We start from the raw sequence: 23048 nt of genomic DNA, 5'->3' as shown, positions 1-23048 counted from the left end.
CCACTTGCGCGCTACTTGGTCAGGTAGGCGTTGTAGATCACCTGGGAGAGGGTGTTGCCCTTCTTGTCGGTGACGTTGGCCTTGAGGGAGACACCCTTGCCGGCCTTGGGGTTCTTCACCGTCACCTTGCCGCTCTTGACGGTGAGCTTCGTCCAGTGCTTGCCGCCGTCGAAGGACACGTACACCTTCAGGGACTTGAGGTTCCGGCCGGCGGCGGAGCCGAGGACCGTGACCGGGACCTTGACCGAGGCCTTGGCCTTGGAGGTGCTGGCGGTGGTCAGCGAGGGGCTGAACTTCACCGCCGAGGCCGGGAGCTTGACCAGCTTGGAGGTCTTCGTGGAGCTGAAGGTCCAGGCGGCGGTCACCTTGGTGGTGACGCCCGCGACCCCGCTGCGGGTGAGCGAGGTGGTGAGCTTGTAGTTCGCCTTGGCGGCCGTGACGGTGAAGGGCTCACCGGTCACCGGGTCGGTGTTGGAGCCGACCTTCGCGCCGTTGCGGTAGAGGGTGGTGCTGGCCTTGTCGTACGTCGTGCTGCCGACCCGGCCGGAGCCGTCGGCGAGCAGCGGGAGGTAACCGTAGATCTGGTTGCCGTCACGGAACAGACCGTAGGTGCTGTCGACCTTCGGGCCGAAGACGCCCACGTTGAAGGTCTTGGCGTAGGTCTTGCCACCCTGGAGGGTGGAGTTGCCGGTGGAGTAGTCGGCCTCGAAGTTGTTGCTGCTGCTGTCGATCTGCACGAACTCGAAGGACCACTTCACCGAGCTGCCGCCGTTGACGTACAGCTTGTAGCTGGTCGGCAGCTTGCGGTCGAAGGCGATGCCCGAGCTGCCGAAGCCACCGGTGTCCGCCATGGCGAACAGCAGGCCGGTCTTGTTCTTCGCCGAGGCGCCGAGCTTGACGTTGACCTTGGCGAGGTCGGAGGCCTTGGCGTGCTTGGTGAAGCCGGTCGCGAGCTTGGTCTTGCTGCGGCCGTACGCCAGGTTGTACTCGGTGCTGCCGTGGGTCCAGGTGCCCGCGTACGTCTCGTGCAGCTCACCGGCGGCGGTGGCCGGGCCGAGGTGCGCCGAGCGGAAGCCCTTGTACGAGTCCAGCCACCAGCCGAAGGTGGTGCCGAAACTGTCGCCCACCTGGACCGAGAACTCCGGGGAGGCGAACTGGGAGACGGCCGAGCTGTCCGGGACGGTGAGGTCGATCGGCTTGGCGGTGCGGGCGTCGACGGTGATGGTGGTGTCGCCGGAGACAGTGAGGTTCGGCTGGTTGATCCAGTCGGCGCCCTGCCAGCTGGTGCCGTCGCCGGCGAAGACGTCGGTGCTCAGCAGGTAACGGCCCTTGGGTACGCGGACGGTGACGGTGCCGCTCGGGTCGTAGGGGGTGTAGTAGCTGCCGGCGGTGTCACCGACGAGGCTCTGGATGATGTCGTCGTAGTTCGCGGTCGCGTTGCCGGCACGGTCGAGGTGCTTGATCGTGACGTTGTACGACTCCACCTCGCGGGTCACGGCGGCGGCGGTGCGGACGGTCTGGCCGTCGGCGGCCGTGGCCACGATGTACGCGCTGTAGGCGCCGTCGACGTCGCCGCCGAGGGTGGTGTCGACGGTCACGTCGGCGGTGGCGGTGCCGCCGGCCGGGACGGTGACCTTGTTGGTGCTCAGGGTGAAGAAGCCGTCAGGGGCGGCGTCGCCCTTGGGACCCGTGGCGGTGGCCGTCAGGTCGAGGGTGACGTCCGCGGAGCCGGTGTTGCTGTAGGTGACGGGCTTGGTCACCTTCGGGTCGTCCTGGTGCGGCCACGCGGCGGTGCCGAAGCTCAGCGAGACCGGGTCGGCGACCACGGTCTGCTTGATCGCCTTGCTGAGGTCGATCCGGCCCGAGCCCTGCTCGAACGGGTTGTACTTGCCCGGGGTCGTGGAGCCGGTGAGGGCGGCCTTGATCTGCTGCCCGGTCCAGCTCGGGTGCTCCTGGGCCAGCAGCGCGGCGGAGCCCGCGACATGCGGGGTGGCCATCGACGTACCGGAGATCGTCAGGTAGCCGGGAGGGTTCTCGCCGACCTCGCCGTCGATGACCGAGCCGGGGGCCGCGGCGGCGGTGATGTCGACGCCGGGGGCCGTGACATCCGGCTTGATCGCACCGTCGCCCACGCGCGGGCCGCGCGAGGAGAAGTCGGCGAGGGCGTCGCTGGAGTCGACCGCGCCCACGGTGAGCGCGGCGTCCGCGCTGCCCGGGGAACCGACCGTGCCGGCGGCGCTGCCCGAGTTGCCGGCGGCGATGACGAAGAGCGTGCCGGTGTCGGCGGAGAGCTTGTTGACCGCTTCCTCGATCGGGTCGACACCCGGGGTGTCCATGCCGCCGAGGCTCAGGTTGGCGATCTTGGCACCGGACGCCGCGGCCCACTCCAGGCCCGCGATGATGCCGGCGTCGTCGCCGTAGCCGTTGTCGTCCAGGACCTTGCCGTTGAGCAGCTGCGCGCCCGAAGCGACGCCCTTGTACTTGCCGGCGGACTTCACCCCGGTGCCGGCCGCGATGGACGCGACGTGGGTGCCGTGGCCGAAGTGGTCGTCGACATTGTCGGCGGCCGAGAAGTTCTTCTCGTCCGCGACCCGGCCGGCCAGGTCCTCGTGGGCCTTGTCGACACCGGTGTCGAGGATGGCGATCTTCACGCCGGTGCCGTCGTAGCCTGCGGCCCAGGCGGTCGGCGCGTTGATCTGCTTCATGTTGGTGCTGACGTCGTCCGCGGCGGCCTTCTGCAGCGCGTTCAGCCAGACCGTCTTGAGGCCCGACTCGGCGGTCGCGTACGGCGTGCCGTTCTTCGGCTCGTTGGTCAGCGCCTTCCAGACCGCGGCGGCGTCGCTCGTGGGCGTGGTCACCGCCTCGCCGTCGAGCCGCTTGTAGGTGTGGGTGACCTCGGTGCCGGCGGCCGCGTGCAACTCGGCCTGCGCGGCAGGCTTGCTGCCCTTGTACGTGACGATGTAGCCGAGACTCTTGGCCTGCGCCTTGCGGTACTCGGCGCGGCTCAGGGTGGTGATGTCGAACAGCCTGCGGTCGACGCGGCCCTTCTGGATCAGCCGGGCGGCGTCCAGCGGTATCGCGTACGTGTGCCCGTCCAGGGTCTGAACCTGGACGGGTATGCCCTCGCGGCCCTTTGCGCGCTTGAGCGCGACGGGCTTGCCCTTGGCGTTGACGCCGATACGGTCACCGGTGATGAGGGTGATCCACGTCTTGGCGTCGCCCTTGAGGCCTGTAGCGGTGAGCTGGTCCTTGACGGTCGTCTGCTCGACCGTCGCCCCCGCGGGTGACACGGCGCCGGCGGTCAGCGCGGCTGCGACCCCCGCTGCGAGCGCGACAGCGCGCGCCTTTTTCCATCCTGCGTGCAACTGATTCCCCTGGTGTCGTCGTCTGGACACACGGGAGCCTGTGTTGAGGCGCGCTTACGCGATTGTTTCCCCCACGAGCGATCCCCCACCGAACCCCCGATTGCATACTGAGTATGTAATCATTTTTTAAAATTCACAAGAGCAACTTCAGGAACGGGCGTTCAAATCAGGCCACTTACGCAACAGAAGAGCGGCCCCGGACCTTCGAAGGTCCGGGGCCGCTCGCTGTCACTGCCTACCAGCGGTTACTTGGTGAGATAGGCGTTGATCAGCTGCTCGCTGACCGTGCTGCCGTTCTTGGCGGTGGCGTTGGCCTTCAGCGAGACGTACTTGCCCGCTTTGGGGTTCTTGACCGTGATCTTGCCGCTCTTGACGGTGACCTTGGTCCACTTCTTGCCGCCGTCGAAGGAGTAGTACACCGACAGCGACTTGAGGTTCTTGCCCGCGGCCGAGCCCTGAACCGTGACCGGGATCTTGACCGAGGTGCTGGCCTTGGAGCTGTTGGTCAGGGACAGCGAGGGGCTGAACCGGACGGTCGAGGCCGCCAGCTTGGCGTAGTCCGTCTTCGTGGACGAGAAGGTCCAGCTGGAGACGATCTTGCTGCTCACGGCCGCGTAACTGCTGCGGGAGACCGAGGTGATGAGCTTGTAGCTCGACTTCGTCGCGGGCACCGTGAAGGCGACCTCGTCGACCGAGCCGTTGTAGGTCTTCAACCTGGTGCCGTTGCGGTAGAGCGAGGTCGTCGCCGAGTCGTAGGAGTAGGTGCCGTCATGGCTCTGGGCGTCCGAGAAGAGGCCGAAGTAGGCGATGAGGTTGTCGCCGAGGCGGTAGATGCCGTTGTTGGTGTTCACCACCGGGCCGAAGACGCCGGTGTTGAAGGAGCGGGTGTAGGTCTTGCCCGCCGTGAACGTCTTGTTGTCGATGCCGCTGATCGAATTGATCGTCGCCAGGTTCTTCGACGTCTGGGCGAAGGTCTGACCCCACGTGGAGGTCTTGGCCGTGACGTAGACCGAGCGCGTGAAGCCCAGCGTGCTCGTGGTGAGGGTGGCCGGCCCGCCGACGCCCCAGTCGTTGTACGTGAGGAGGATGCCGTAGGTGCCGCTCTTGACGGAGCCGACCTTCGTCGTGATCCTCGCGAGATCGGCGGACTTCGTCGCGTGGCTGTAACCGGTGAAGAAGGACTTCGTGCGGTCGGCGGAGGTGTTGTACTCCTTCGTGGTCGTCTTCCAGGTGCTGCTGACGTTCGCGAGGAACGCGGAGGAGGACAGCGCGGCGCCGTTGTACCGGGTGCGGACGTTCTTGAAGCTGGGCAGGGTCCAGCCGCCGTAGGCGCCGGTGCCGTTGTTTGTGTCGTAAACGAGCGTGCCGCTGGTCTGCTTGGCCGCGCTGTCCGGCACCGTGACCGAGACCGGCAAGGTGCTGCGGGCGTCGAGCGTCAGCGTCTTGTCGGCGGTCAGGTCGATCACCGGCTGGACGATGATGTCCGCGCTGTTGAGCGTGGAACCGGTGGCGCTGTAGATGAGGCTGTCCAGGCCGTAGGTGCCCTTGGGCAGGCGCAGTTCGACGGTGCCGTCGGCCTCGTAGACCTCGTCCGCGATGTTGCCGTTTTGGCCCATGACCCAGGTGTCGTAGGTCGCCGCGGCGGCGCCGGTCCGGTCCAGGTGCTTGAGGGTCAGGGTGTACGACTCTTCCTCACGCGTGATGCCGGCGGCGGTGCGAACCGTCTGGCCGGCGGCGGAGGTGCCGGTGATGTACGCGCTGTAAGCGCCGATGACCGAACCCTTGGTGGGGTCGGCGGTGACGTTCACGCTCGCGGTGCCCGGGGTGCCGTCAGTGGCCGCCGCCGGGACGGTGACCGTGCTGGCCGACAGCGTGAAGAAGCCGGCGGGCAGGTCGCCGCCGTTGGGGTTCTTGCCGCTGAGCGCCAGGTCGAGAGTGACGTCCGTGTCACCGGTGTTGGTGTACGTCAAGGTCTTGGGCTCGGCCGTGTCGTCCTGGTGCGGCCACTGGGCGGTGGGGAAGCTCAGCGACGAGTCGGCGGTGACGGTCTGGTCGATCGCCTTGGTGAGGTCGACCTGGCCGGTGCCCTGCTGGAAGACGGTGTAACCGAAGCCGCTGTCCGTGGTCGAGGAGACCAGGGCGGCCTTGATCTGCTGGCCGGTCCAGGTCGGGTGCTCCTGGGCGAGGATGGCGGCGGCACCCGCGACGTGCGGGGTGGCCATCGACGTACCGGAGATGGTCAGGTAACCCGCCGGGTTCTCACCGACCTCCTGGTCGATGACCGAGCCGGGCGCGGCGGCCGCGGTGATGTCCACGCCGGGGGCGGTGAGATCGGGCTTGATCGCGGCGTCGCCCACGCGCGGACCTCGCGAGGAGAAGTCGGCCAGCGCGCTGTTCTTGTCGACGGCGCCGACCGTGAGCGCGGCGTCCGCACTGCCGGGGGAGCCGACCGTGCCCGCCGCGCTGCCCTCGTTGCCGGCGGCGATCACGAACAGCGTGCCGTACTGGTCGGACAGCGTGTTGACGGCCGACTCCAGCACATCGGTGCCGGGGGTGTCGGTGCCGCCGAGGCTCAGGTTGGCGATCTTGGCGCCGGACTGGGCGGCCCATTGCAGGCCGGCCAGGATCCAGGAGTCCTGGCCGTAGCCGCTGTCGTCCAGCACCTTGCCGTTGAGCAGCTGCGCGCCCGGGGCGACACCCTTGTAGGCGCTGTTCTTGGCGCCGGTGCCGGCCGCGATGGAGGCGACGTGGGTGCCGTGACCGAACTTGTCGGTCGTGGACGAGGCGTCGGAGAAGTTCTTCTCCGCCGCGACCTTGGTGCCGTTGAGGTCGGCGTGCGACTTGTAGATGCCGGTGTCGAGGATGGCGATCTTCACGCCGGTACCGTCGAGGCTCGGCGTCCTGGCCCACGCCGTCGGCGCGCCGATCTGCGACCGGCTCCAGTCGATGTCGGCGGCCTTCTGAACCGCGTCCAGCCACACCGTCTTCAGGCCCGACTCGGCCGTCGCGTACGGGCTGTCGCCGGTCGGCGGGTTGGTCAGTGCCGCCCAGACGGAGGCGGTGTCCTGCTTCTCGGCGGTGACAGCCTCAGTGTTGAGCTTCGTGTAGGTGTGCGTCACCTCGGTGCCGTCGGCGTCGTGCAGCTCGGCCTTGGCGGCCGGCGTGCTGCCCTTGTACGACACGATGTAGCCGAGGCCGTGGCTCTGCGCCTTGCGGTACTCCGCGCGGCTCTGCGTGGTCACGTCGAACAGCCGGCGGTCCACCTTGCCGGTGGCTATCAGCCGGGCCGCGTCCTGCGGGATCACGTAGGTGTGGCCGTCGATCTTGCGGGTCGAAATGACCACGTTCTCGCGGCCCTTGGCGCGCTGGACGCCCAGCACCTTGCCCTTGCCGTCGACCGCGACCCGGTCGCCGGTGATCAGGGTGATCCAGGTGGCCTTGGACTGCTTGCCGGTCTGGACCGCGTCGGCGGTCTTGGGGGCGGATGCCGCCTCTGCGGGCGTGATGGCCGCGGAGGCGATGAGTGCCGCCGCTACCCCCGTCGCGAGCGCAATCGCGCGCGCCTTTCTCCAGCCTGCGTACAACTTTTCCCCTGGTGTCGTCGTCTGAAGACACGAGGGTCCCGTGCTGAGACGCGCGCACGTTGTGTTCCCCCACGAGCGATCCCCCCACAAAACCCCCGATTACATACCTAGTATGTAATCATTTTTTAAGATTCTCAATAGTCACTCTGTCAACAACCCGTCAAGGACGGCGTGTGAGCAGGCGTTGAAGCGCTTCGACTATCCCTCTGGACACCTGCTCCGGACCGGTCCACGGTCTGGTATCGAAGCGCTTCACCTATCGCTGCTGCCATGTTGGCTGGACGGAGAATCTGGATGGTCACGCTCGCCGAGGTCGCCCGGCACGCCGGAGTCTCCGCAAGCACCGTGTCATATGTCCACCGGCGCCCTCTGCTCCGACCACCTCGCCGACCTCGGCCACCGCGACATCGCCGTCCTCGGCGAAGCCCCCGCCGTCTACCAGCGTCACACCGGCTTTGCCGAACGCACCCTCCAGGGCCTGCGCACCCGCGCCGCCGCGCGCGGACTTCGCCTCATCCACCGTCCCTACGAGGGCACGTACGAGTCCACGGCCGGCACCGTCTCCCGGATCTTCGAGGAACGCCCCGACACCACCGCCCTCGTCGTCCAGAACGAATCGGCCCCCTGCTGACCCTTTTGCGGCAGCAGGGCCGCGCCGTGCCCGAGGACGTGTCGGTCGTCGCCATCTGCCCCGAAGCCGTCGCCACCCAGTCGGCGCCCCAGCTCACCTCCGTCGCCATCCCGGCCCAGCAGATGGGGCGCCGCGCGGTCGAGCTCGTCATCGCCAAGCTCGAAGGACGGCTCAAGGAGGAAGTCCGCTGCTTGAGCCGCAGTTGACGGTCCGGGCCAGCAGCGGCCCGGCGCCGCTTCTTTAGCTCTTCAGTCCGCAGCTCAGTACAGGGACCAGCCGCCCGAGGTGTGGCCGCCGGCGGCCGAGCCCGGGGCCTGGCCGCGGGGGCGGCGGCCGCGGGGCTTGGTGGCGTCGTCGTCCGTACGCGGGGCATCGGAAGACCCGGGCTGCTCGGGGCTGCCGTCGCGGATGGCCTGCCGTTCCTCGGCCGACAGCGCCTCCCACTTCGACCGCAACGGCTCCAGCCCGGCGCCGAACGCCCGCGCCCCGGCGGGGCTGTCCAGCACGTCGCGCAGCTCCACCCGGCCCGACAGCAACTTCCGGGCCACGTCCTGGAGGTCCGGTCCGCCGAGGCCGCTGTCGGCGACCTTGCGGAGGGTGCGGGTGAGGTGGGCGACCTGCTCGGGCTGCAGGGCGGGGTCGGTGAACTCTGCTTCGTGTTCCTGTGACATGTCGGCCTTCTCTTCCGTTTCCGTCTAGCCGAAGACCGAACGCACGGTGCGCCGGGGGGTGCTGCCGGAGCCCTCGTCGTTCTCGCCGCTGGTGCCGTCGCCGCCTTCGCCGCTGGTGCCGCCGTCGCCACCTTCGCCGCTGCCAACGTCCGTGGCCTCGGGCGCGTTCTGGCCGGTGATGCGGTCGATGTGGGGCTGGATCTTGTTGCCGAGGGCTTCCTTGCCCTTCTCGGTCGCGGCGTCGATGTAGGTGTTGGGGTCGGTGGCCTTGCCGGGGAGGCCGGTGACCTGCTCCTTGGTCTCCCTGACCTTGTCCTGGACGACCTCTTCGCCCTTGTCGACGCCCTTGCCGACCGCGCCGCGGAGGTCGTAACCGTCCTGCGCGCCGTAGTGGACGTTGACGCCCTGCCGGACGACGTCCTGGGCCGCGGTCGTCACGCCCTGCTTGAACGCGTCCTTGGCCGTGTCGACGATCAGTTCCTTGGCCTTTTCCTTGGCCTTCTCCTTGACCGTGTCGACGATCAGGTCCTTGGCCTTGTGCTTGAGGAAGTCGACCGCCAGTTCCTTGATCGCCTTGACGGAGGCCTTCTCGACGATCTGGGTGACCTTCTCGACGATGGCCTGCTTCAGCTTGTTCAGGATCTCGCGGACGGCCAGCCTGGTGATCTGGGTGGCACCCAGCGCCCCCGCCTCGGAGAGGCCGAACGTGAAGGGCGCGGCGGCCTGGGCGGAGATGATCTCGAAGGCGAGCGCCACGAGTTGGGCGATGACCATGAGTTTGCTGACGACGACCTCGATGGCCACGGCGTCCAGCGCGAAGGCGATGATCTCGGCGGTCTCCCGGGCGTCCGACAGGTAGCCGTCCCCGCCGTCACTGAAGCGGCGCCAGGACGCACTGAAGGCGTCCACCGCGTCACCGGAGTTGGCGGACAGAACCTGCCCGGCGGTGGTGAGGCCCCGGTTCTCCAGCTGTGTGATCTCGTTGGCGAAGGTCCGCCATGCCTCGGCGGCGGCGTGGATGTCGTCCTCGTTGGCCTCGGGCCATTCATAGCCCAGCAGGTCCAGGACCCAGGCGACCTCGCCGGGCAGCGTAAGCGACATGCGTTGTCAGTCCCCCGTGCGGAATTCAGGAATTCAGGTAGTTGTGGAGCCGGTCAGAGAGCGATGGAGGGGCGCTGGGCGCCGAGCGTGAGGATGGAGCTGTCGGTGTCCTCGTCGCTCTGCTGGTAGTTGTCGGCCATCGTCCCGAGGGACTTGCCGATCTTCTGCAACTCCTCGCCCAGATGCGGCATGGACTCGTCCATGCCCTCCTTGATCGGGTCGTAGATCATGGCCAGAGCCTTTCCGAAGGTGTCACCGCCCCAGGGCGTATCGAGCGCCTTAAGGGTTTCCTTGAGGGTCTTCGCCGCGGCCGTGAGGTCCTTGCCGATGCCGTCGAACGACTCCCCCGCAGCCCGAAGGCCGTCCGGATCGGTCACAAACTGCTGAGCTGCCATGTCATCGTCCCCCTGGGCGCATCCACCGGATCTGCAAAGACAGGCGCCGCAGCCTACCCGAGCCGGGCCATTTGTCAGAAGTCGGTCCGGCCGCCTCCTCGGATCCTCCGCAGGCCCTCCGCACTAGCACCGATGAACCGTCAGGGCCCGCTCCGCGGGCCGGTAGCGTCCTTCGTCGTCGATCTTGTGGAGGGAACAGCGGTGTGGCAGAGGCGGACGTAGCAGGAACGCGGCCGGGTGACCCCGCCGTCTATGAGATCGCGGGCGCGTTCTTCGTGCTGCCGGCCCTCCCCGTCGGGCTGCTGTGTCTCGTCACCGGCTGCACCTTCGGCCAGTGGGGAGGGCTGACGTAATCCCAGGCCGACGAGAGGATCAAGGGGACTTGGCTCGCAAAGGTCCTCAACATGCTGTACGTGGTCTGCGTGGTCGGAGCCCTGCTGTGCGTCGTGGTGGGCGGCATCATCTGGCTCTTCTGAGCCCTCCCGGACAGGCCGGAAGCCCCGTCACCGCCGTGACGAGGCTTCCGGAGTTGGTACGGCCGGCAAGGGCCGGGGTGGGTCTACTTTGTGGCCGTGGTGCGGTCGGAGACGGTGATCTGGCCCTTTTTGATGGTGGCGACGCGGGGGGCGCGCTTGGCGATGTGGGAGTCGTGGGTGACCATGATGAAGGTCAGCCCGTACTCCTGCCAGAGGCCGTCGAGGAGGGCGAGGATGTCGTCGCGGGTGCCTTCGTCGAGGGCGCCGGTGGGCTCGTCGGCGAGGAGGACCTTGGGCTTCTTCACCAGTGCGCGGGCGATGGCGACGCGCTGCTGCTGACCGCCGGAGAGCTCGCCGGGGAGGTGGTGGAGGCGCTCGGCCAGGGCTACGGATTCCAGGGCTTCGGCGGCGCGGGAGCGGCGCTCGGAGACCTTGAGGCCGAGGGGGACGAGGGCGGTCTCGACGTTCTCCTGGGCGGTGAGGGTCGGGATGAGGTTGAAGCTCTGGAAGATGATGCCGATGTTCTCGGCGCGGACCTTGGTGAGCTTGGTCTCGCTCAGGCGGGCGATGTCGACGCCGTCGAGCTCGACGCTACCGGCGGTGGGCCGGTCGAGGCCGCCGAGCATCTGCAGCAGGGTGGACTTGCCGCCGCCGGTGGGGCCCTGGATGACGAGTTGGTCGCCGTCCTCGATGACCAGATCGATGCCGCGCAGGGCGTGCACCGTGTCCTTGCCGCGTGAGTACTGCTTGGTCACGCCGCTCAGCTTGTACATGGGGTGGACTCCTGAACTCCTGAAGAAGGAAAGAGGGTGCGAACCGAGCGACTACTCGACGCGGCGCAGCGCGTCGGCCGGGCGCAGGCGCGAGGCGCGCCAGCCTCCGAAGGTGCCGGCGATCAGGCCACCCGCGACGGCGAGGGCCACGGCGAGGACGATGGTGTTGACGCTGACCGGGGCTTCGAGGGCGATCTTCAGGGCCTTGGAGGCCGCCTGCTGACCGGGGCCGCCCGCGCCGCCGAACCTGCCACCGCCTCCGGCACCGGGACCCGCACCGGCACCGGCGGTGGAGCCGAGGGACGCGGTGAGGGTCGGGCTGATCGCGGTCACGGTGTAGGCGGCGGCGAGGCCGAGAGCGATGCCGAGGGCGCCGCCGAGCAGGCCGTTGACGAAGGCCTCGCCCATGACCTGGCGGGTGACACGGCCGGACTTCCAGCCCAGTGCCTTGAGCGTGCCGAACTCACGGACCCGGCGGTTGACGGCCGAGGAGGTCAGCAGCGCGGCCACCAGGAAGGCGGCGATCAGAACGGCGATGGACAGCCACTTGCCCACGCTGGTGGCCAAGTTGGAGGCAGTCGACAGGGATCCGGAGACGGTGTCGGCGAGGTCGGCCGAGGTGGTGACCGTGGTGCCGGAGATGTTCTTCTGGATCGCGGTCTTGACGGCGCTGATCTTCTTGGAGTCCGCGGCCTGGACGTAGACCGTCGTGACCTTGTCCTTGGAGTCGGCCAGCGTCTGGGCCCGCTGGAGCGGGATGTACGCGTTGGCGGCGGAGTCGCCGCTGTCGGCGGTCGCGATGCCGATGACCTTGAACTTGGTGCCGCTGATGGTGACGCTGTCGCCGACCGTCAGCTTCTTGGTCTTGGCGTACGACTTGTCGAGGACGACGACCTTGGCGTTGGTGTCGGCGCTGGTGAAGCCCTTGCCGCTGGTGATCTTCGAGGAGGTCAGCGGGCCGAGGTCGAGGTTGGCGACGTCGGTGCCGTAGACGCTGAAGGAGTTGATGCTGAAGTCGGCGCCCCCGCCCTGCACCTGGCCCTGGGGCGCACCGCTGCCACCGCCGCCGGGCTTGCCGCCGGCGCTCTGGTTCTGCTTGAAGGTGCCGCGGTCGAACGTACCGCTGACCTTGATGACCGACAGGCTCAGCCCGCCGACGGCCTTCTTGACGCCGGTCTGGTCGGCGACCTGGGTGACGACGGACGACTTCAGCGTCTCGAAGCCCTGGACCATGACGCGGTCGCTGCTCTGGTTCTTGCTGTCATCTCGTGCGCCGAAGTTGAACCGGGGCTGACCGGACGTGCTCGACGCCGCAGCTGCCGCCTTGCTGACAGTCATGTCGGTGCCGAGTCCGTACAGCGACTGCAGCACCTTGCCCTGGGCCTGCGACATGCCGGCGGAAACCGAGTTGACCGTGATGACCAGCGCGATCCCGAGGGCGAGGCCCATCGAGATGACGATCGCCGCTTTTTTGCGGCGGCGCAGCTCGCGCCGGAGGTATGTGAAGAACATGCGATTCCTCGCCGATGCCGCCCCATTGCGGGGGATCTGTTCAGGATGGATAGCGGGAGGGAGGCAGAGGTGCCTCCCTCCCGCTGTGGCGACGGTAGGAATCAGCTGTGATGAACGTGTGAGGCGTAGGTAAGAGGAAGATGAGAAACCCTCATCCGCGCCTCACGCCACGCTCATCCGATGCTCAGTCGTTCAGTACGACACGGGCGCCGTCTGGCGGGCCTGGTCGGTGATGGTGACCTGGCCGGCCTTGATGGTGGCGAGGCGCGGAGCGCTCTTGGCGATGTGGGAGTCGTGGGTGACCATGATGAAGGTCAGTCCGTACTCCTTCCACAGGCCGTCGAGCAGCGCCAGGATCTCGTCGCGGGTGCCCTCGTCGAGGGCGCCGGTGGGCTCGTCGGCGAGCAGCACCTTGGGCTTCTTCACCAGCGCCCGGGAGATGGCGACGCGCTGCTGCTGACCACCCGACAACTCGCCGGGGAGGTGGTGCAGCCGCTCGCCCAGGCCGACGGACTCCAGTGCCTCGGCGGCGAGGCGGCGGCGCTCGGCGGGCTTGGTGCCCATCGGGGCCAGGGCCGTCTCGACGTTCTCCTGGGCGGTGAGGGTCGGGATGAGGTTGAAGCTCTGGAAGATGATGCCGATCTTCTCGGCCCGCAGCCGGGTCAGCTTCGTCTCGCTCAGCTTCGCGATGTCGACGCCGTCGAACTCGATGCTGCCGGCGGTCGGCCGGTCCAGTGCGCCCAGCATCTGCAGCAGCGTGGACTTGCCGCCGCCGGTCGGGCCCTGGATGACGACCTGGTCGCCGTCCTCGATGACCAGATCGATGCCGCGCAGGGCGTGCACCGTCTCCTTGCCGCGTGAGTACTGCTTGGTCACGCCGCTCAGCTTGTACATGGGGTGACTCCTGGGGTTTCGATCGTCGTGAAAGTCTGCGAGGGAGGGGGTGGTGTGTCGGGCGCCGGACCCCCCGGGGGGAAGGAGGGGGCCCGACGCCCGGTCTCGTAGGGCTCGTACGTCGTCGTACGAACCGTTGCCTGCTACTCGACGCGGCGCAGCGCGTCGGCCGGGCGCAGGCGCGAGGCGCGCCAGCCGCCGAAGGTGCCGGCGATCAGGCCACCCGCGACGGCGAGGGCGACCGCGATGGCGATGGTGTTGACGCTGACCGGCGCGGTGAGGGCGATGTCGATCGCCTTGGCGGCCGCCTGCTGGCCGGGACGGCCACCACCGCCGGGGCCGCCACCGGAGGAGGTGGAGCCGAGGGACGCGGTGAGGGTCGGGCTGATCGCGGTCACGGTGTAGGCGCCGGCCAGGCCGAGAGCGATACCGAGGGCGCCGCCCAGCAGGCCGTTGACGAAGGCCTCGCCCATGACCTGGCGGGTGACACGGCCGGACTTCCAGCCCAGCGCCTTCAGGGTGCCGAACTCACGGACCCGGCGGCTGACGGCCGAGGAGGTCAGCAGCGCGGCCACCAGGAAGGCGGCGATCAGAACGGCGATGGACAGCCACTTGCCCACGCTGGTCGCGAGGTTGGAGGCGGTGGAGAGCGAACCGGAGACCGTGGAGGCCAGGTCGGCGGAGGTGGTGACCGTGGTCCCGGAGACGTTCTTCTGGATCGTCGCCTTGACGGTGTCGATCTGCTTGGAGTCCGTGGCCTTGACGTAGACCGTCGTGACCAGGTCCTTGGAGTCCGAGAGGGTCTGCGCCTGCTTCAGCGGGATGTAGACGTTCGCGGTGGAGTCACCGCTGTCGGCCGTGGCAATACCAATGATCTTGAACTTGGTGCCGCTGATGGTGATGCTGTCGCCGACCGAGTACTTCTTGGTCTTGGCGTACGCGCTGTCGACGACCACGACCTTCGAGTTGGACTGCGAACTCGTGAAGTCGACGCCCTTGGTGATCTTCGAGGTGGTCATCGGGCCGAGGTCCAGGTTCGCGACATCGGTGCCGTAGACGGTGTAGCTGTTGACGCTGAAGTCGGCGCCGCCGCCCTGCACCTTCGGCTGGCCGCCGGTACTGCCGCGCTGGCCGCTACCAGTCGTGGACTGGGCCTTGCCCTGCGTGAAGGAGCCGTCGACCTTGGTCACGGAGAGGCTGAGACCGCCGACCGCCTGGTCGACGCCCTTCTGCGCGGAGACCTGGGTGACGACGGTGGACTTCAGGGTCTGGAAGCCCTGGACCCTCACGTTGTCGGAGCTCTGTGTCTTGCTGCTGTCGTCCTTGGCGCCGAAGCTGAACTTCGGAGTGCCGTTGGTGCTGGTGGTGCTCGTCTGTGCCTTGGTGACGGTCATGTCCGTACCGAGGCCGTAGAGCGACTGCAGCACCTTGTCCTGAGCGGCTGTCATACCTGCCGACACCGAGTTCACGGTGATGACCAGAGCGATACCCAGTGCGAGCCCCATGGAGATGACCAGGGCCGCTTTCTTGCGACGGCGCAGCTCACGCCTGAGATAGATGAGAAACATGCCAAATCCTCGCGTATCGCCCCGTGGGGAGTGTGGGTTGCAGGACAGCCCGTGCGGGGCCACGCGAGAAAGCTATGGACTGATGTTTACGGAACACTGAGCCGCGAATGTGGGGCACATGAGAAGGCCGGCCGCTGAATGAGAAGCGCACTAACGCGGGTATGAGAGTGGGGCGTTGGGGGCCGCTCCAAGGTGGGGGGAAGCAGACATGTCAGGTCAATCACCATGGAACGCAGGCGGTTTCGGGCCACCGCCTCCACAACTCCCGCCCCAGGCCCACCCGTCGGGCCACTATCCGGCCACTCCGCCCCCGCCCGCCTACGCGCCCTATCCGCCCTCGGTGGGCGGACCGCCCCGGCGAAGACGCGGGCCGGCTCTCATCATCGCGGGCGTGGTCACCGCCGCCGTCGACCCCGACATCAGCTTCTCCACCACCGGCAAGCCCCGCTTCAGCCCCTGCTACAACTCCAGTTGCACCGCCAAGTTCTCCATCCAGAACCTGGTCTACGACCCCCTCGGCACCGCCTCCGGCGACCCGGTCCACGCCGTCATCACGATCGACGTCAAGCTGGACGGCCACACGGTCAAGCACTGCGTCTTCCACCGCACGATGAAGCCCAACGGCAAGGCCTCGCTGAGCTGCCGCGCCACGTACTCCGCCTCTCCGGCATCCCCGGCGTCCTCATCCATGGCCGCCTCGACCTGGCCGCCCCCCTCACCACCGCCTGGGACCTTGCCCACGTTTGGCCCGACGCCCACCTCACCGTCATCAACGACGCCGGCCACCAGGGCACCGCCACGACGCGCGACCTGGTGCTGGCCGCCCTCGACCGGTTCGCCCGACAGGGGCCGGCGTAGCGGGCTGGGTTCAGCGCGGCCGCCGGGGCCACCCGGCCGCCGCGGGCGGCCCCAGGAGATACGCGTACGGCGTCAGCGGGCGCCCATGAGGTGGTCCAGGGCGAGCTGGTCGAGGTGTTCGAAGGCGAGGCCCCGGTCGGCGGCGGCGGTGAGGTCGAAGTCCTCGAAGGCGGTACGGTCGGCGAGGAGGTCGGTGAGGGTTTCACCGGCGCCGAGGGTGGTGAGGGCGAGCTGGTCGAGGCGGGAGGCCTTGAGAGCCTTCTGGACCTCGGGGTCGGCGCGGAAGGCGGCGGAGCGGTCCTTGAGGATGAGGTAGTTGCGCATGCAGCCGGCGGCGGAGGCCCAGACGCCGTCGAAGTCCTCGGTGCGCGGGGGCTTGAAGTCGAAGTGGCGGGGGCCGGAGTAGCCGGCGGACTCCAGGAGGTCGACGAGCCAGAAGGCGGAGCGCAGGTCGCCGGCGCCGAAGCGGAGGTCCTGGTCGTACTTGATGCCGGACTGGCCGTTGAGGTCGATGTGGAAGAGCTTGCCGTGCCAGAGGGCCTGGGCGATGCCGTGCGGAAAGTTGAGGCCGGCCATCTGCTCGTGGCCGACCTCGGGGTTGACGCCGACCAGCTCGGGGTGGGCGAGCTCGTTGATGAAGGCGAGGGCGTGGCCGACGGTGGGGAGGAGGATGTCGCCGCGGGGCTCGTTGGGCTTGGGCTCGACGGCGAAGCGCAGGTCGTAGCCCTGGGAGAGGACGTACTCGCCGAGGAGGTCGAAGGCCTCCTTCAGGCGGTCCAGGGCGACGCGTACGTCCTTGGCGGCGCCGGACTCGGCGCCTTCGCGGCCGCCCCAGGCGACGTAGGTCCGGGCGCCCAGCTCGGCTGCGAGGTCGATGTTGCGGATGGTCTTGCGGAGGGCGTAGCGGCGGACGTCCCGGTCGTTGGCCGTGAAGGCGCCGTCCTTGAAGACGGGGTGGGTGAAGAGGTTGGTGGTCGCCATCGGGACCTTCATGCCGGTGGCGTCCAGGGCCTGGCGGAAGCGCTTGATGTGCGACTCGCGGGCGGTTTCGTCGGAGCCGAACGGGATCAGGTCGTCGTCGTGGAAGGTGACTCCGTGCGCGCCGAGCTCGGCGAGCTTTGTGACGGTCTCGACCGGGTCGAGGGCGGGACGGGTCGCGTCGCCGAACGGGTCGCGGCCCTGCCAGCCGACCGTCCAGAGACCGAAGGTGAACTTGTCGTCGGGGGTCGGGGTGAAACTCATGGCTGCGGCTCCTATTCGTAAGACCGCTGAACAAATTAGTATGCGGAAGCCGTGTTGTGAAGGGAGCCGCAGTTATGGGACGCGTCGTACTCGGAGTGGACAGCTCCACGCAGTCGACGAAAGTGCTCGCCGTCGACCCCGACAGCGGGCAGGTGCTGGCCCGGGGACAGGCCAGGCACGTCGTCAGTGAGGGCGCGGCCCGCGAGACCGACCCCGAGGTGTGGTGGCGGGCGCTCGGCGATGCGCTGGCGCAGGTCGGGGAGCACGCCCGGCGCGCCGACGCGGTCTCGGTCGGCGGGCAGCAGCACGGGCTGGTCGTGCTGGACGGCCAGGGGCGGCCGCTGCGGCCGGCGCTGCTGTGGAACGACGTACAGTCCGCGCCGCAGGCCGCCGCACTGGTCGAGCGGCACGGGGCCGGGTGGTGGGCCGGGCGGTTCGGGAGCGTGCCGGGCGCCAGTTTCACGGTGACCAAGTGGGCGTGGCTCCACGAGAACGAGCCCGACGTCGCCAAGGCCGCAGCGGCGGTGCGGCTGCCGCACGACTTCCTCACCGAGCGGCTGTCCGGGGCCGCCGTCACCGACCGGGGCGACGCGTCCGGCACCGGCTGGTGGTCGACGCAGGCCGAGGCGTACGACGAAGGGCTGCTGGACACCATCGGGCTCGACCCCGCGCTGCTCCCCCGCGTCCTGGGCCCCGGCGAGGCGGCCGGGGTCACCCTCCCGGGGCTAGGGGTGCGCGAGGGCGCCCTCGTCGCCTCCGGGACCGGGGACAACGCCGCCGCCGCGCTCGGGCTCGGCCTGGCGGCGGGGCAGGCGGCGCTCAGCCTCGGCACCTCCGGCACCGTGTACACCCCGTCCGTGACACGCCCCGCCGACGCCTCCGGGACGGTCGCCGGGTTCGCCGGGGCGCACGGCGGCTGGCTGCCGCTCGCCTGCACCCTGAACTGCACGCTCGCGGTGGACAAGGTCGCCGCCCTGCTCTCACTCGACCGCGAGGCCGTGGATCCCGGGGGCTCGGTGACCCTGCTGCCCTTCCTCGACGGCGAGCGCACACCGAATCTGCCGTACGCCTCGGGCGTCCTGAGCGGCCTCCGCCACGACACGACCCCCGGCCAGGTCCTTCAGGCCGCGTACGAGGGGGCCGCGTACGCCCTGCTCGCCGCGCTCGACCAGGTGCTGGCGGTCGACGGCGCCCCCTCCGACGCGCCCCTGCTCCTCATCGGGGGCGGCGCGCGGGGCACGGCCTGGCGCGAGACGGTACGCCGGCTGTCCGGGCGCGCCGTGCAGGTCCCCGTGGCGGACGAGTTGGTCGCCCTCGGTGCCGCCGCGCAGGCCGCCGGGCTCCTCACCGGCGAAGCGCCCGCCGAGGTCGCCCGGCGCTGGCGCACGGCGGAGGGACCGCTGTACGAGCCGCTGGCCCGGGACGACGCGGGGCTGGCCCGGCTGGGCGGTGAGCTTGCGCGGGCGTTCGGCACCGCGTGAGGGTGGAGGCGATCAACTGATCGACGTCCGAAGGAAGTGAGGAACCGCAGCGTGCCCAAGGGCCCCGGATCGCAGTCGGGACTGCGCCGCCACAACCTGGCACTGGTGGCGCATGCCGTCGCCGCGCGCGGTGAGATCTCCCGGGCCGCCGTGGCCGCCGAGGTCGGGCTGACCCGCGCGACGGTGTCGACCCTCGTCGACGAACTGCTGGGCGCCGGGCTGCTCGTGGAGCTGGGTACGCAACGCCCCGGCACCGTCGGCCGCCCCGGCACCGCCCTCGCCCTCAACGACAGCGGCCCGGCCGGCATCGGGGCGGAGGTCGGCGTCGACCACCTCGCGGCCTGCGCGGTGGACTTGCGCGGCGTCGTACGGGTCCGGGCCTCCGTGGAGGCGCACAACCGCGACCGGCCGCCCGCCGACGTCCTGCGGGAGCTGACGGCGCTGATCGGCGACGTACAGACCGAGGCCGAAAATCTCGGGCTGCGGGCCGCCGGGCTGACCGTCGCCGTGCCGGGGCTGGTGGGCCGGGACCGGCGGACCGTGGTGCGGGCCCCCAACCTCGGCTGGGAAAACGTCCAGGTACCGGCGCCGGCCGGCATCGACAACGAGGCGAACCTCGGTGCCCTCGCCGAACTGTGGCTGGGCGGCCACGACACCGCGGTCACCGACTTCATCCATGTCTCGGCCGAGATCGGCATCGGGGCCGCCCTCATCGTCGACGGGCAGCTCTTCCGGGGCGCGCGCGGCTTCGCCGGGGAACTCGGCCACGTACCCGTGCACCCCAACGGGCCGCGCTGCTCGTGCGGGGCGCGGGGCTGCCTGGAGCAGTACGCCGGCGAGGAGGCCGTCCTCCGGGCCGCCGGGATCCCCCCGGAACAGCCCGGCGCCCTCAAGGCACTGCACGCGGCCGCCGCAGACGCCGACTTGGCGGCACTGAAGGCGTTGGCCGCCGCCGGGCAGGCCTTCGGCATCGCACTGAGCGGCGCGGTGAATCTGCTCGACCCGCAGGCTGTCGTCCTCGGCGGCCCCCTCGCCGAACTGGCGCCGTGGCTGCGCCCTTCCCTGGAACGGGAGTTGACGCACCGGGTCACTGACCGCCAGTGGCCGGCCGAGGCCCTGCTGGTGTCCCGGCTGGGCCGCGACGGGGTGCTGCTGGGCGCCGCGTACAGCGCGGTCCGGGGAGTGCTGGACGACCCGCAGGGCTACGCTCAGGCCTTGAGTACGGCGTAGGCGTAGCCGCCCGCGCTGCCCTTGGCGGGGTCGACCGCGACCATCAGGCCCTTCCCGGCGAGCCGGTAGGGAATGCGGTGGTTGGTGGTCGCGCCTTCGGCGCACGTCAGGGTCTCGCTGACCTCGTGCTGGCCGAAGTCGGTACCCGAGGTCAGGTGGACGGCGATCGAGCCGGTGCCACCGCACGCCACTTCCACCACGACGCCCGAGTCTGCCGCGATGGCGGAGTCCCCGTTGCCGGACGGGTACTGGAAGCCGGCTCCGCCACCGGCGATGAAGCGGGAGTCCGTGCTCTGCGTGAGCACGGTCTGCGCCACCTTGATCCACTTCTGCTCGGCCGCATCAGCTGCGTCGGCCGCCTTGGCCGACGTGGACGCCTTCGCCGACGAGGACGCCTTCGCGGGCTTCGCCGTGGCCGGCGTCGAGTCGGAGAAGGCCGTGGCGCCCAGCAGGATGCCGAGCGCCACGGCGGCAGTGCTGATGATGTGCTTCTGTCGCACGGCGATTCCCCCTCTGATGCATGCTCTGCGGGCAGCTTTCCACGCGCCCGGCGGCGGGAACCACGACTTGAGCAAGATCAGAGGTGTCAGCTGAAGGAGAGGTCGAGTTCGGGTAGGACTTGATGCCGCCGGTGTCGGGGTGCTGGGCCAGACGCCGAAGTTGCTACCGGAGTTGGCCCAGGCGCACTGGCTGCCGGCGCCGCTGCCCCAGATGTTGTTGGTTGAGGGTCCGGAGAAAGAGGGAGGGGCCCGGAACCGAAAGGTCCCGGGCCCCCGCGCCTGCCGTGGTCGATCAGACCCCGTCGTCGGTCAGACCGCGCTGCCGGCCTTCCAAGCGGACCAGGAGAGGTTCCAGTCGCTGAAGCCGTTGTCCGGGCTGACCGTCTTGTCGGGCGAGTTCTTGACGATCACAACGTCGCCGAGGATCGAGTTGTTGTAGAACCAGTAGGCGGGCGTCGAGGTGTCGTTGCCGCCCTTGGTGTCGTGCAGGCCGATGCAGCCGTGGCTGGTGTCGGTGTGGCCGAAGATCGACACCGGGCGCCAGTAATTGCCGTGCACGAAGGTGCCGGAGGTGGTCAGCCGGATGGCGTGGGGCACGTCCTTGATGTCGTACGCCTTGCCAAGGCCGACCGTCTGACTGTTCATCCGGGTCTGCTTGAGCTTCTCGGACATGACCATGATGCCGTTGTAGGTCGTGGTCCCCGGCGCGCCCAGCGAGACCGGGATGGTGCGGATCGTCTTGCCGTCGCGGACCACGGTCATCGTCTTGGTCTTGTCGTCGGCCGTGGAGACCTGCTTGCGGCCGATCTTGAACGTCACCGTCTTCGACTGGACGCCGTAGACGCCGCTGGCGCCCTCGACACCGTCCAGCGCGATCTTGACGGTGATGGTCGAGTAGGCCGCCCAGTACTGCTCCGGCCGGAAGTCCAGGCGGGTGTCGCTGAACCAGTGGCCGACGACCTCCTGGCCGGTGCTGGTGGTGACCGTGATCGCCTGCTGAACGGCCTTCTTGTTGGTGATCGCCTTGTCGAAGTTGAACGACACCGGCATACCGACACCGACCGTGGTGCCGTTGTCCGGCGTGAAGTAGCCGATGAAGCTGTTGGCCTGGGAGACGGTGGTGAAGGTGGCGTTCTCGACCACCTGGCGCTTCTGGCCGTCCTCAGCCGTCGCGACCACCTGGTACTTGGTGGCGCGCTGCAGCTGGGCGTCCGGCTTCCAGCTCGTGCGGTCGGTCGACAGAGTCCCCGAGACCTTGCTGCCCGCGTCGGTCTTCAGGGACACGGATATCAGCGTGCCCTTGGTGACCGTGACCACACCCGAGCTCTGGATGGAGGCGTTGGTCTTGTTGTCCCCCGGCGTGATGGTGATGCTGGCGTCCGAGGTGTCCTTGGCGGCCGCGGCGCCCGCCGACTGCTCGGACTTCACCGCGTTGGAGCCGGAGCCGGCGGCGCTGCTTTTGTTGCCACCGCAGGCGGTCAGCGTGACCGCTCCGCCTGCGACCATGGCGGCGATGGCGGCGAGGCCGCGCCGTCGCGTGACAGTCGGGCGCGGATCGTTGGCTATGCCGGTGCCGGAGTCGGACGGCTTCACACGAATCTCCAATGGTTCTTCGGTACGCGTTCCCCCAGCCCGCCTGCACCCGTGCATCGCGAGCCGCGGCCCTCATTCGAGCCTCAGTCGTACGTTGTGGAACTTCCAGGGTCTTTGGTCCGTTCCCCACCTCGGGAAACTGTGGGGAAGGCCACGTGCGGTTGCGTGCCTGGCACATGGAAACCCCGGACCATGATGAGCCCGGGGCCTATGAATCACGCACAGTCTGAGACGGGTTCAGGGCCCGTCCGGTTCCTCATCCGCGGCGACATCTTCGTCTTCGTAGAGATCCCACTCGTCGGAGTCCGGATCATACTCGGTGTGGGCACAGGACCAGGACGCCTGTACCAATTCGATCCCGGGCACTGTCGCGACGAGGTCGAAGGGGTCGACCAGATAGGCCAGCGCCTCCGACTCGTCCTGTCTGACGGCCGCTTCCGCGTGCGACCGCTCCTCGTCCGGCATGAATTCGTCGGCGACGATGTGGTCGAGCGCGGCGCCGGTCAGCCGGTCCTGGTCATTGACCTCCAGGACGAGCTCGACCTGGAGGCGTACGTAGCGCGGTCCGCTCTCGCCGCGGGGGATGTCAGTAGTGCTCATGCGACGGAGCGTAGGCGGCGCGGGGGCCACTCAGGCGGAGGCGGCGCGCATTATGCGGACAAAGGGTGACCGGAGGGAAGTCTTCCGGGTCTGAGCTTCCCACCGGGCCCACCGGCTCACTACCATCGGCCTCCACGGTCAAGTCGCCGCTACCGCTGGGGGATCCGTTGACCTCGCACCGCCCGCCCGTTTTCATCGCCGCCGCCGCGGCCACCGTCCTCGGCGCGCTCTATTTCGTGCCGAACGCCTCCGCGAGCGCCGAGCACGTCACGACCAAGGCCGCCACCACGGTCCAGACGTCCGCGACCACCGCCGACAGCCAGCAGCAGCTGGCCGACACGGGCAGCGTCAACACCACGCCCTACCTGGTCGGCGGTACCGCCTTCCTCGGCATGGGCGCGGCTCTCCTCGTCAACGCCACCCGCCGCTCGCGCGAGGCGGAGGCCGGCCCGCTGGCCTAGGCCAGCGGCCCCGTAACGGACTCCGCGGCCGCCGTCAGCCCACCGGACCGTACGAACTCGTACGCCGCCGCCAGATCCGGCGCCAGGAAGCGGTCAGGACCCACGCCGACCAC

17 protein-coding genes and 2 pseudogenes are annotated in these 23048 nt (G+C 69.0%); 6 read left to right on the top strand and 13 right to left on the bottom strand.

What is annotated here, in order from left to right:
• Positions 1-11: 11 nt before the first annotated feature.
• Positions 12-3365 carry a S8 family serine peptidase gene (locus tag EFK10_RS07020; RefSeq protein ID WP_206305336.1) on the bottom strand — a complete coding sequence of 1118 codons (3354 nt, stop codon included), beginning with the start codon at positions 3363-3365 and terminating at the stop codon, positions 12-14.
• A gap of 245 nt (positions 3366-3610) precedes the next feature.
• On the bottom strand, positions 3611-6949 hold the full coding sequence (locus EFK10_RS07015) for a S8 family serine peptidase (protein ID WP_164835868.1): 3339 nt from the start codon (positions 6947-6949) through the stop codon (positions 3611-3613).
• 355 nt (positions 6950-7304) lie between these two features.
• On the opposite strand from EFK10_RS07015, the pseudogene EFK10_RS07005 reads away from it, so the two are divergent.
• Positions 7305-7824: pseudogene (locus EFK10_RS07005) on the top strand (substrate-binding domain-containing protein); the annotation flags it as partial.
• Positions 7825-7840: 16 nt separating this feature from the next.
• Here EFK10_RS07005 and EFK10_RS07000 read toward each other — a convergent pair.
• From EFK10_RS07000 to EFK10_RS06990, 3 genes are read right to left on the bottom strand one after another with little or no spacing between them, the layout of a single operon-like run.
• Positions 7841-8251, bottom strand: coding sequence for a hypothetical protein (locus EFK10_RS07000; RefSeq protein ID WP_127354879.1), 411 nt, complete (start codon positions 8249-8251; stop codon positions 7841-7843).
• A 24-nt stretch (positions 8252-8275) separates the two neighbouring features.
• Positions 8276-9352: a WXG100-like domain-containing protein gene (locus tag EFK10_RS06995; protein WP_127354878.1), complete on the bottom strand. Its 1077-nt coding sequence runs from the start codon at positions 9350-9352 to the stop codon at positions 8276-8278.
• Between the two features lie 53 nt (positions 9353-9405).
• A complete protein-coding gene (locus tag EFK10_RS06990) occupies positions 9406-9747 on the bottom strand; it encodes a WXG100 family type VII secretion target (protein WP_127354877.1) in 342 nt (113 codons plus the stop codon).
• 203 nt (positions 9748-9950) lie between these two features.
• Here EFK10_RS06990 and EFK10_RS47105 point away from each other — a divergent pair, with 203 nt between their 5' ends.
• Complete coding sequence (locus tag EFK10_RS47105) at positions 9951-10100, top strand: hypothetical protein (protein ID WP_164835867.1); 150 nt, start codon at positions 9951-9953, stop codon at positions 10098-10100.
• Between the two features lie 206 nt (positions 10101-10306).
• Here the strand turns inward: EFK10_RS47105 and EFK10_RS06985 are convergent, their stop codons facing one another.
• The 4 genes from EFK10_RS06985 to EFK10_RS06970 form a co-directional block, all read right to left on the bottom strand.
• Positions 10307-10996 carry an ABC transporter ATP-binding protein gene (locus EFK10_RS06985; RefSeq protein WP_127354876.1) on the bottom strand — a complete coding sequence of 230 codons (690 nt, stop codon included), beginning with the start codon at positions 10994-10996 and terminating at the stop codon, positions 10307-10309.
• Positions 10997-11047: 51 nt separating this feature from the next.
• A complete protein-coding gene (locus EFK10_RS06980) occupies positions 11048-12508 on the bottom strand; it encodes an ABC transporter permease (RefSeq protein ID WP_127354875.1) in 1461 nt (486 codons plus the stop codon).
• A gap of 192 nt (positions 12509-12700) precedes the next feature.
• Positions 12701-13402, bottom strand: a complete 702-nt coding sequence (locus EFK10_RS06975) for an ABC transporter ATP-binding protein (protein WP_127354874.1) — start codon at positions 13400-13402, stop codon at positions 12701-12703.
• Positions 13403-13545: 143 nt separating this feature from the next.
• The gene (locus EFK10_RS06970; RefSeq protein ID WP_127354873.1) at positions 13546-14970 is read right to left on the bottom strand and encodes an ABC transporter permease; all 1425 of its coding nucleotides are present in this window, start codon (positions 14968-14970) and stop codon (positions 13546-13548) included.
• Between the two features lie 639 nt (positions 14971-15609).
• Here EFK10_RS06970 and EFK10_RS49680 point away from each other — a divergent pair.
• A pseudogene (locus EFK10_RS49680) lies at positions 15610-15828 on the top strand (prolyl aminopeptidase); the annotation flags it as partial.
• A 72-nt stretch (positions 15829-15900) separates the two neighbouring features.
• Here EFK10_RS49680 and xylA read toward each other — a convergent pair.
• Positions 15901-17070, bottom strand: coding sequence for a xylose isomerase (gene xylA, locus EFK10_RS06960; RefSeq protein WP_127354872.1), 1170 nt, complete (start codon positions 17068-17070; stop codon positions 15901-15903).
• A gap of 74 nt (positions 17071-17144) precedes the next feature.
• On the opposite strand from xylA, the gene xylB reads away from it, so the two are divergent.
• Positions 17145-18551, top strand: a complete 1407-nt coding sequence (gene xylB, locus EFK10_RS06955; protein WP_127354871.1) for a xylulokinase — start codon at positions 17145-17147, stop codon at positions 18549-18551.
• 51 nt (positions 18552-18602) lie between these two features.
• On the top strand, positions 18603-19781 hold the full coding sequence (locus EFK10_RS06950) for an ROK family protein (protein ID WP_240677045.1): 1179 nt from the start codon (positions 18603-18605) through the stop codon (positions 19779-19781).
• Here EFK10_RS06950 and EFK10_RS06945 read toward each other — a convergent pair.
• From EFK10_RS06945 to EFK10_RS06935, 3 genes are all read right to left on the bottom strand, one after another.
• Positions 19760-20281, bottom strand: a complete 522-nt coding sequence (locus tag EFK10_RS06945) for a hypothetical protein (RefSeq protein WP_127354869.1) — start codon at positions 20279-20281, stop codon at positions 19760-19762. The two genes, EFK10_RS06950 and EFK10_RS06945, sit on opposite strands and share 22 nt — an antisense overlap.
• A gap of 309 nt (positions 20282-20590) precedes the next feature.
• On the bottom strand, positions 20591-21787 hold the full coding sequence (locus EFK10_RS06940) for a L,D-transpeptidase (RefSeq protein ID WP_240677048.1): 1197 nt from the start codon (positions 21785-21787) through the stop codon (positions 20591-20593).
• 324 nt (positions 21788-22111) lie between these two features.
• On the bottom strand, positions 22112-22474 hold the full coding sequence (locus EFK10_RS06935; protein ID WP_127354867.1) for a hypothetical protein: 363 nt from the start codon (positions 22472-22474) through the stop codon (positions 22112-22114).
• 167 nt (positions 22475-22641) lie between these two features.
• On the opposite strand from EFK10_RS06935, the gene EFK10_RS06930 reads away from it, so the two are divergent.
• Complete coding sequence (locus EFK10_RS06930; protein ID WP_127354866.1) at positions 22642-22935, top strand: hypothetical protein; 294 nt, start codon at positions 22642-22644, stop codon at positions 22933-22935.
• Positions 22936-23048: the final 113 nt, after the last annotated feature.

This window comes from Streptomyces soli, assembly GCF_003999195.1.
Classification (GTDB): domain Bacteria; phylum Actinomycetota; class Actinomycetes; order Streptomycetales; family Streptomycetaceae; genus Actinacidiphila; species Actinacidiphila soli.
Note: the sequence above shows the minus strand (reverse complement) of the source record. Positions and strands in the feature narration are given on the sequence as shown.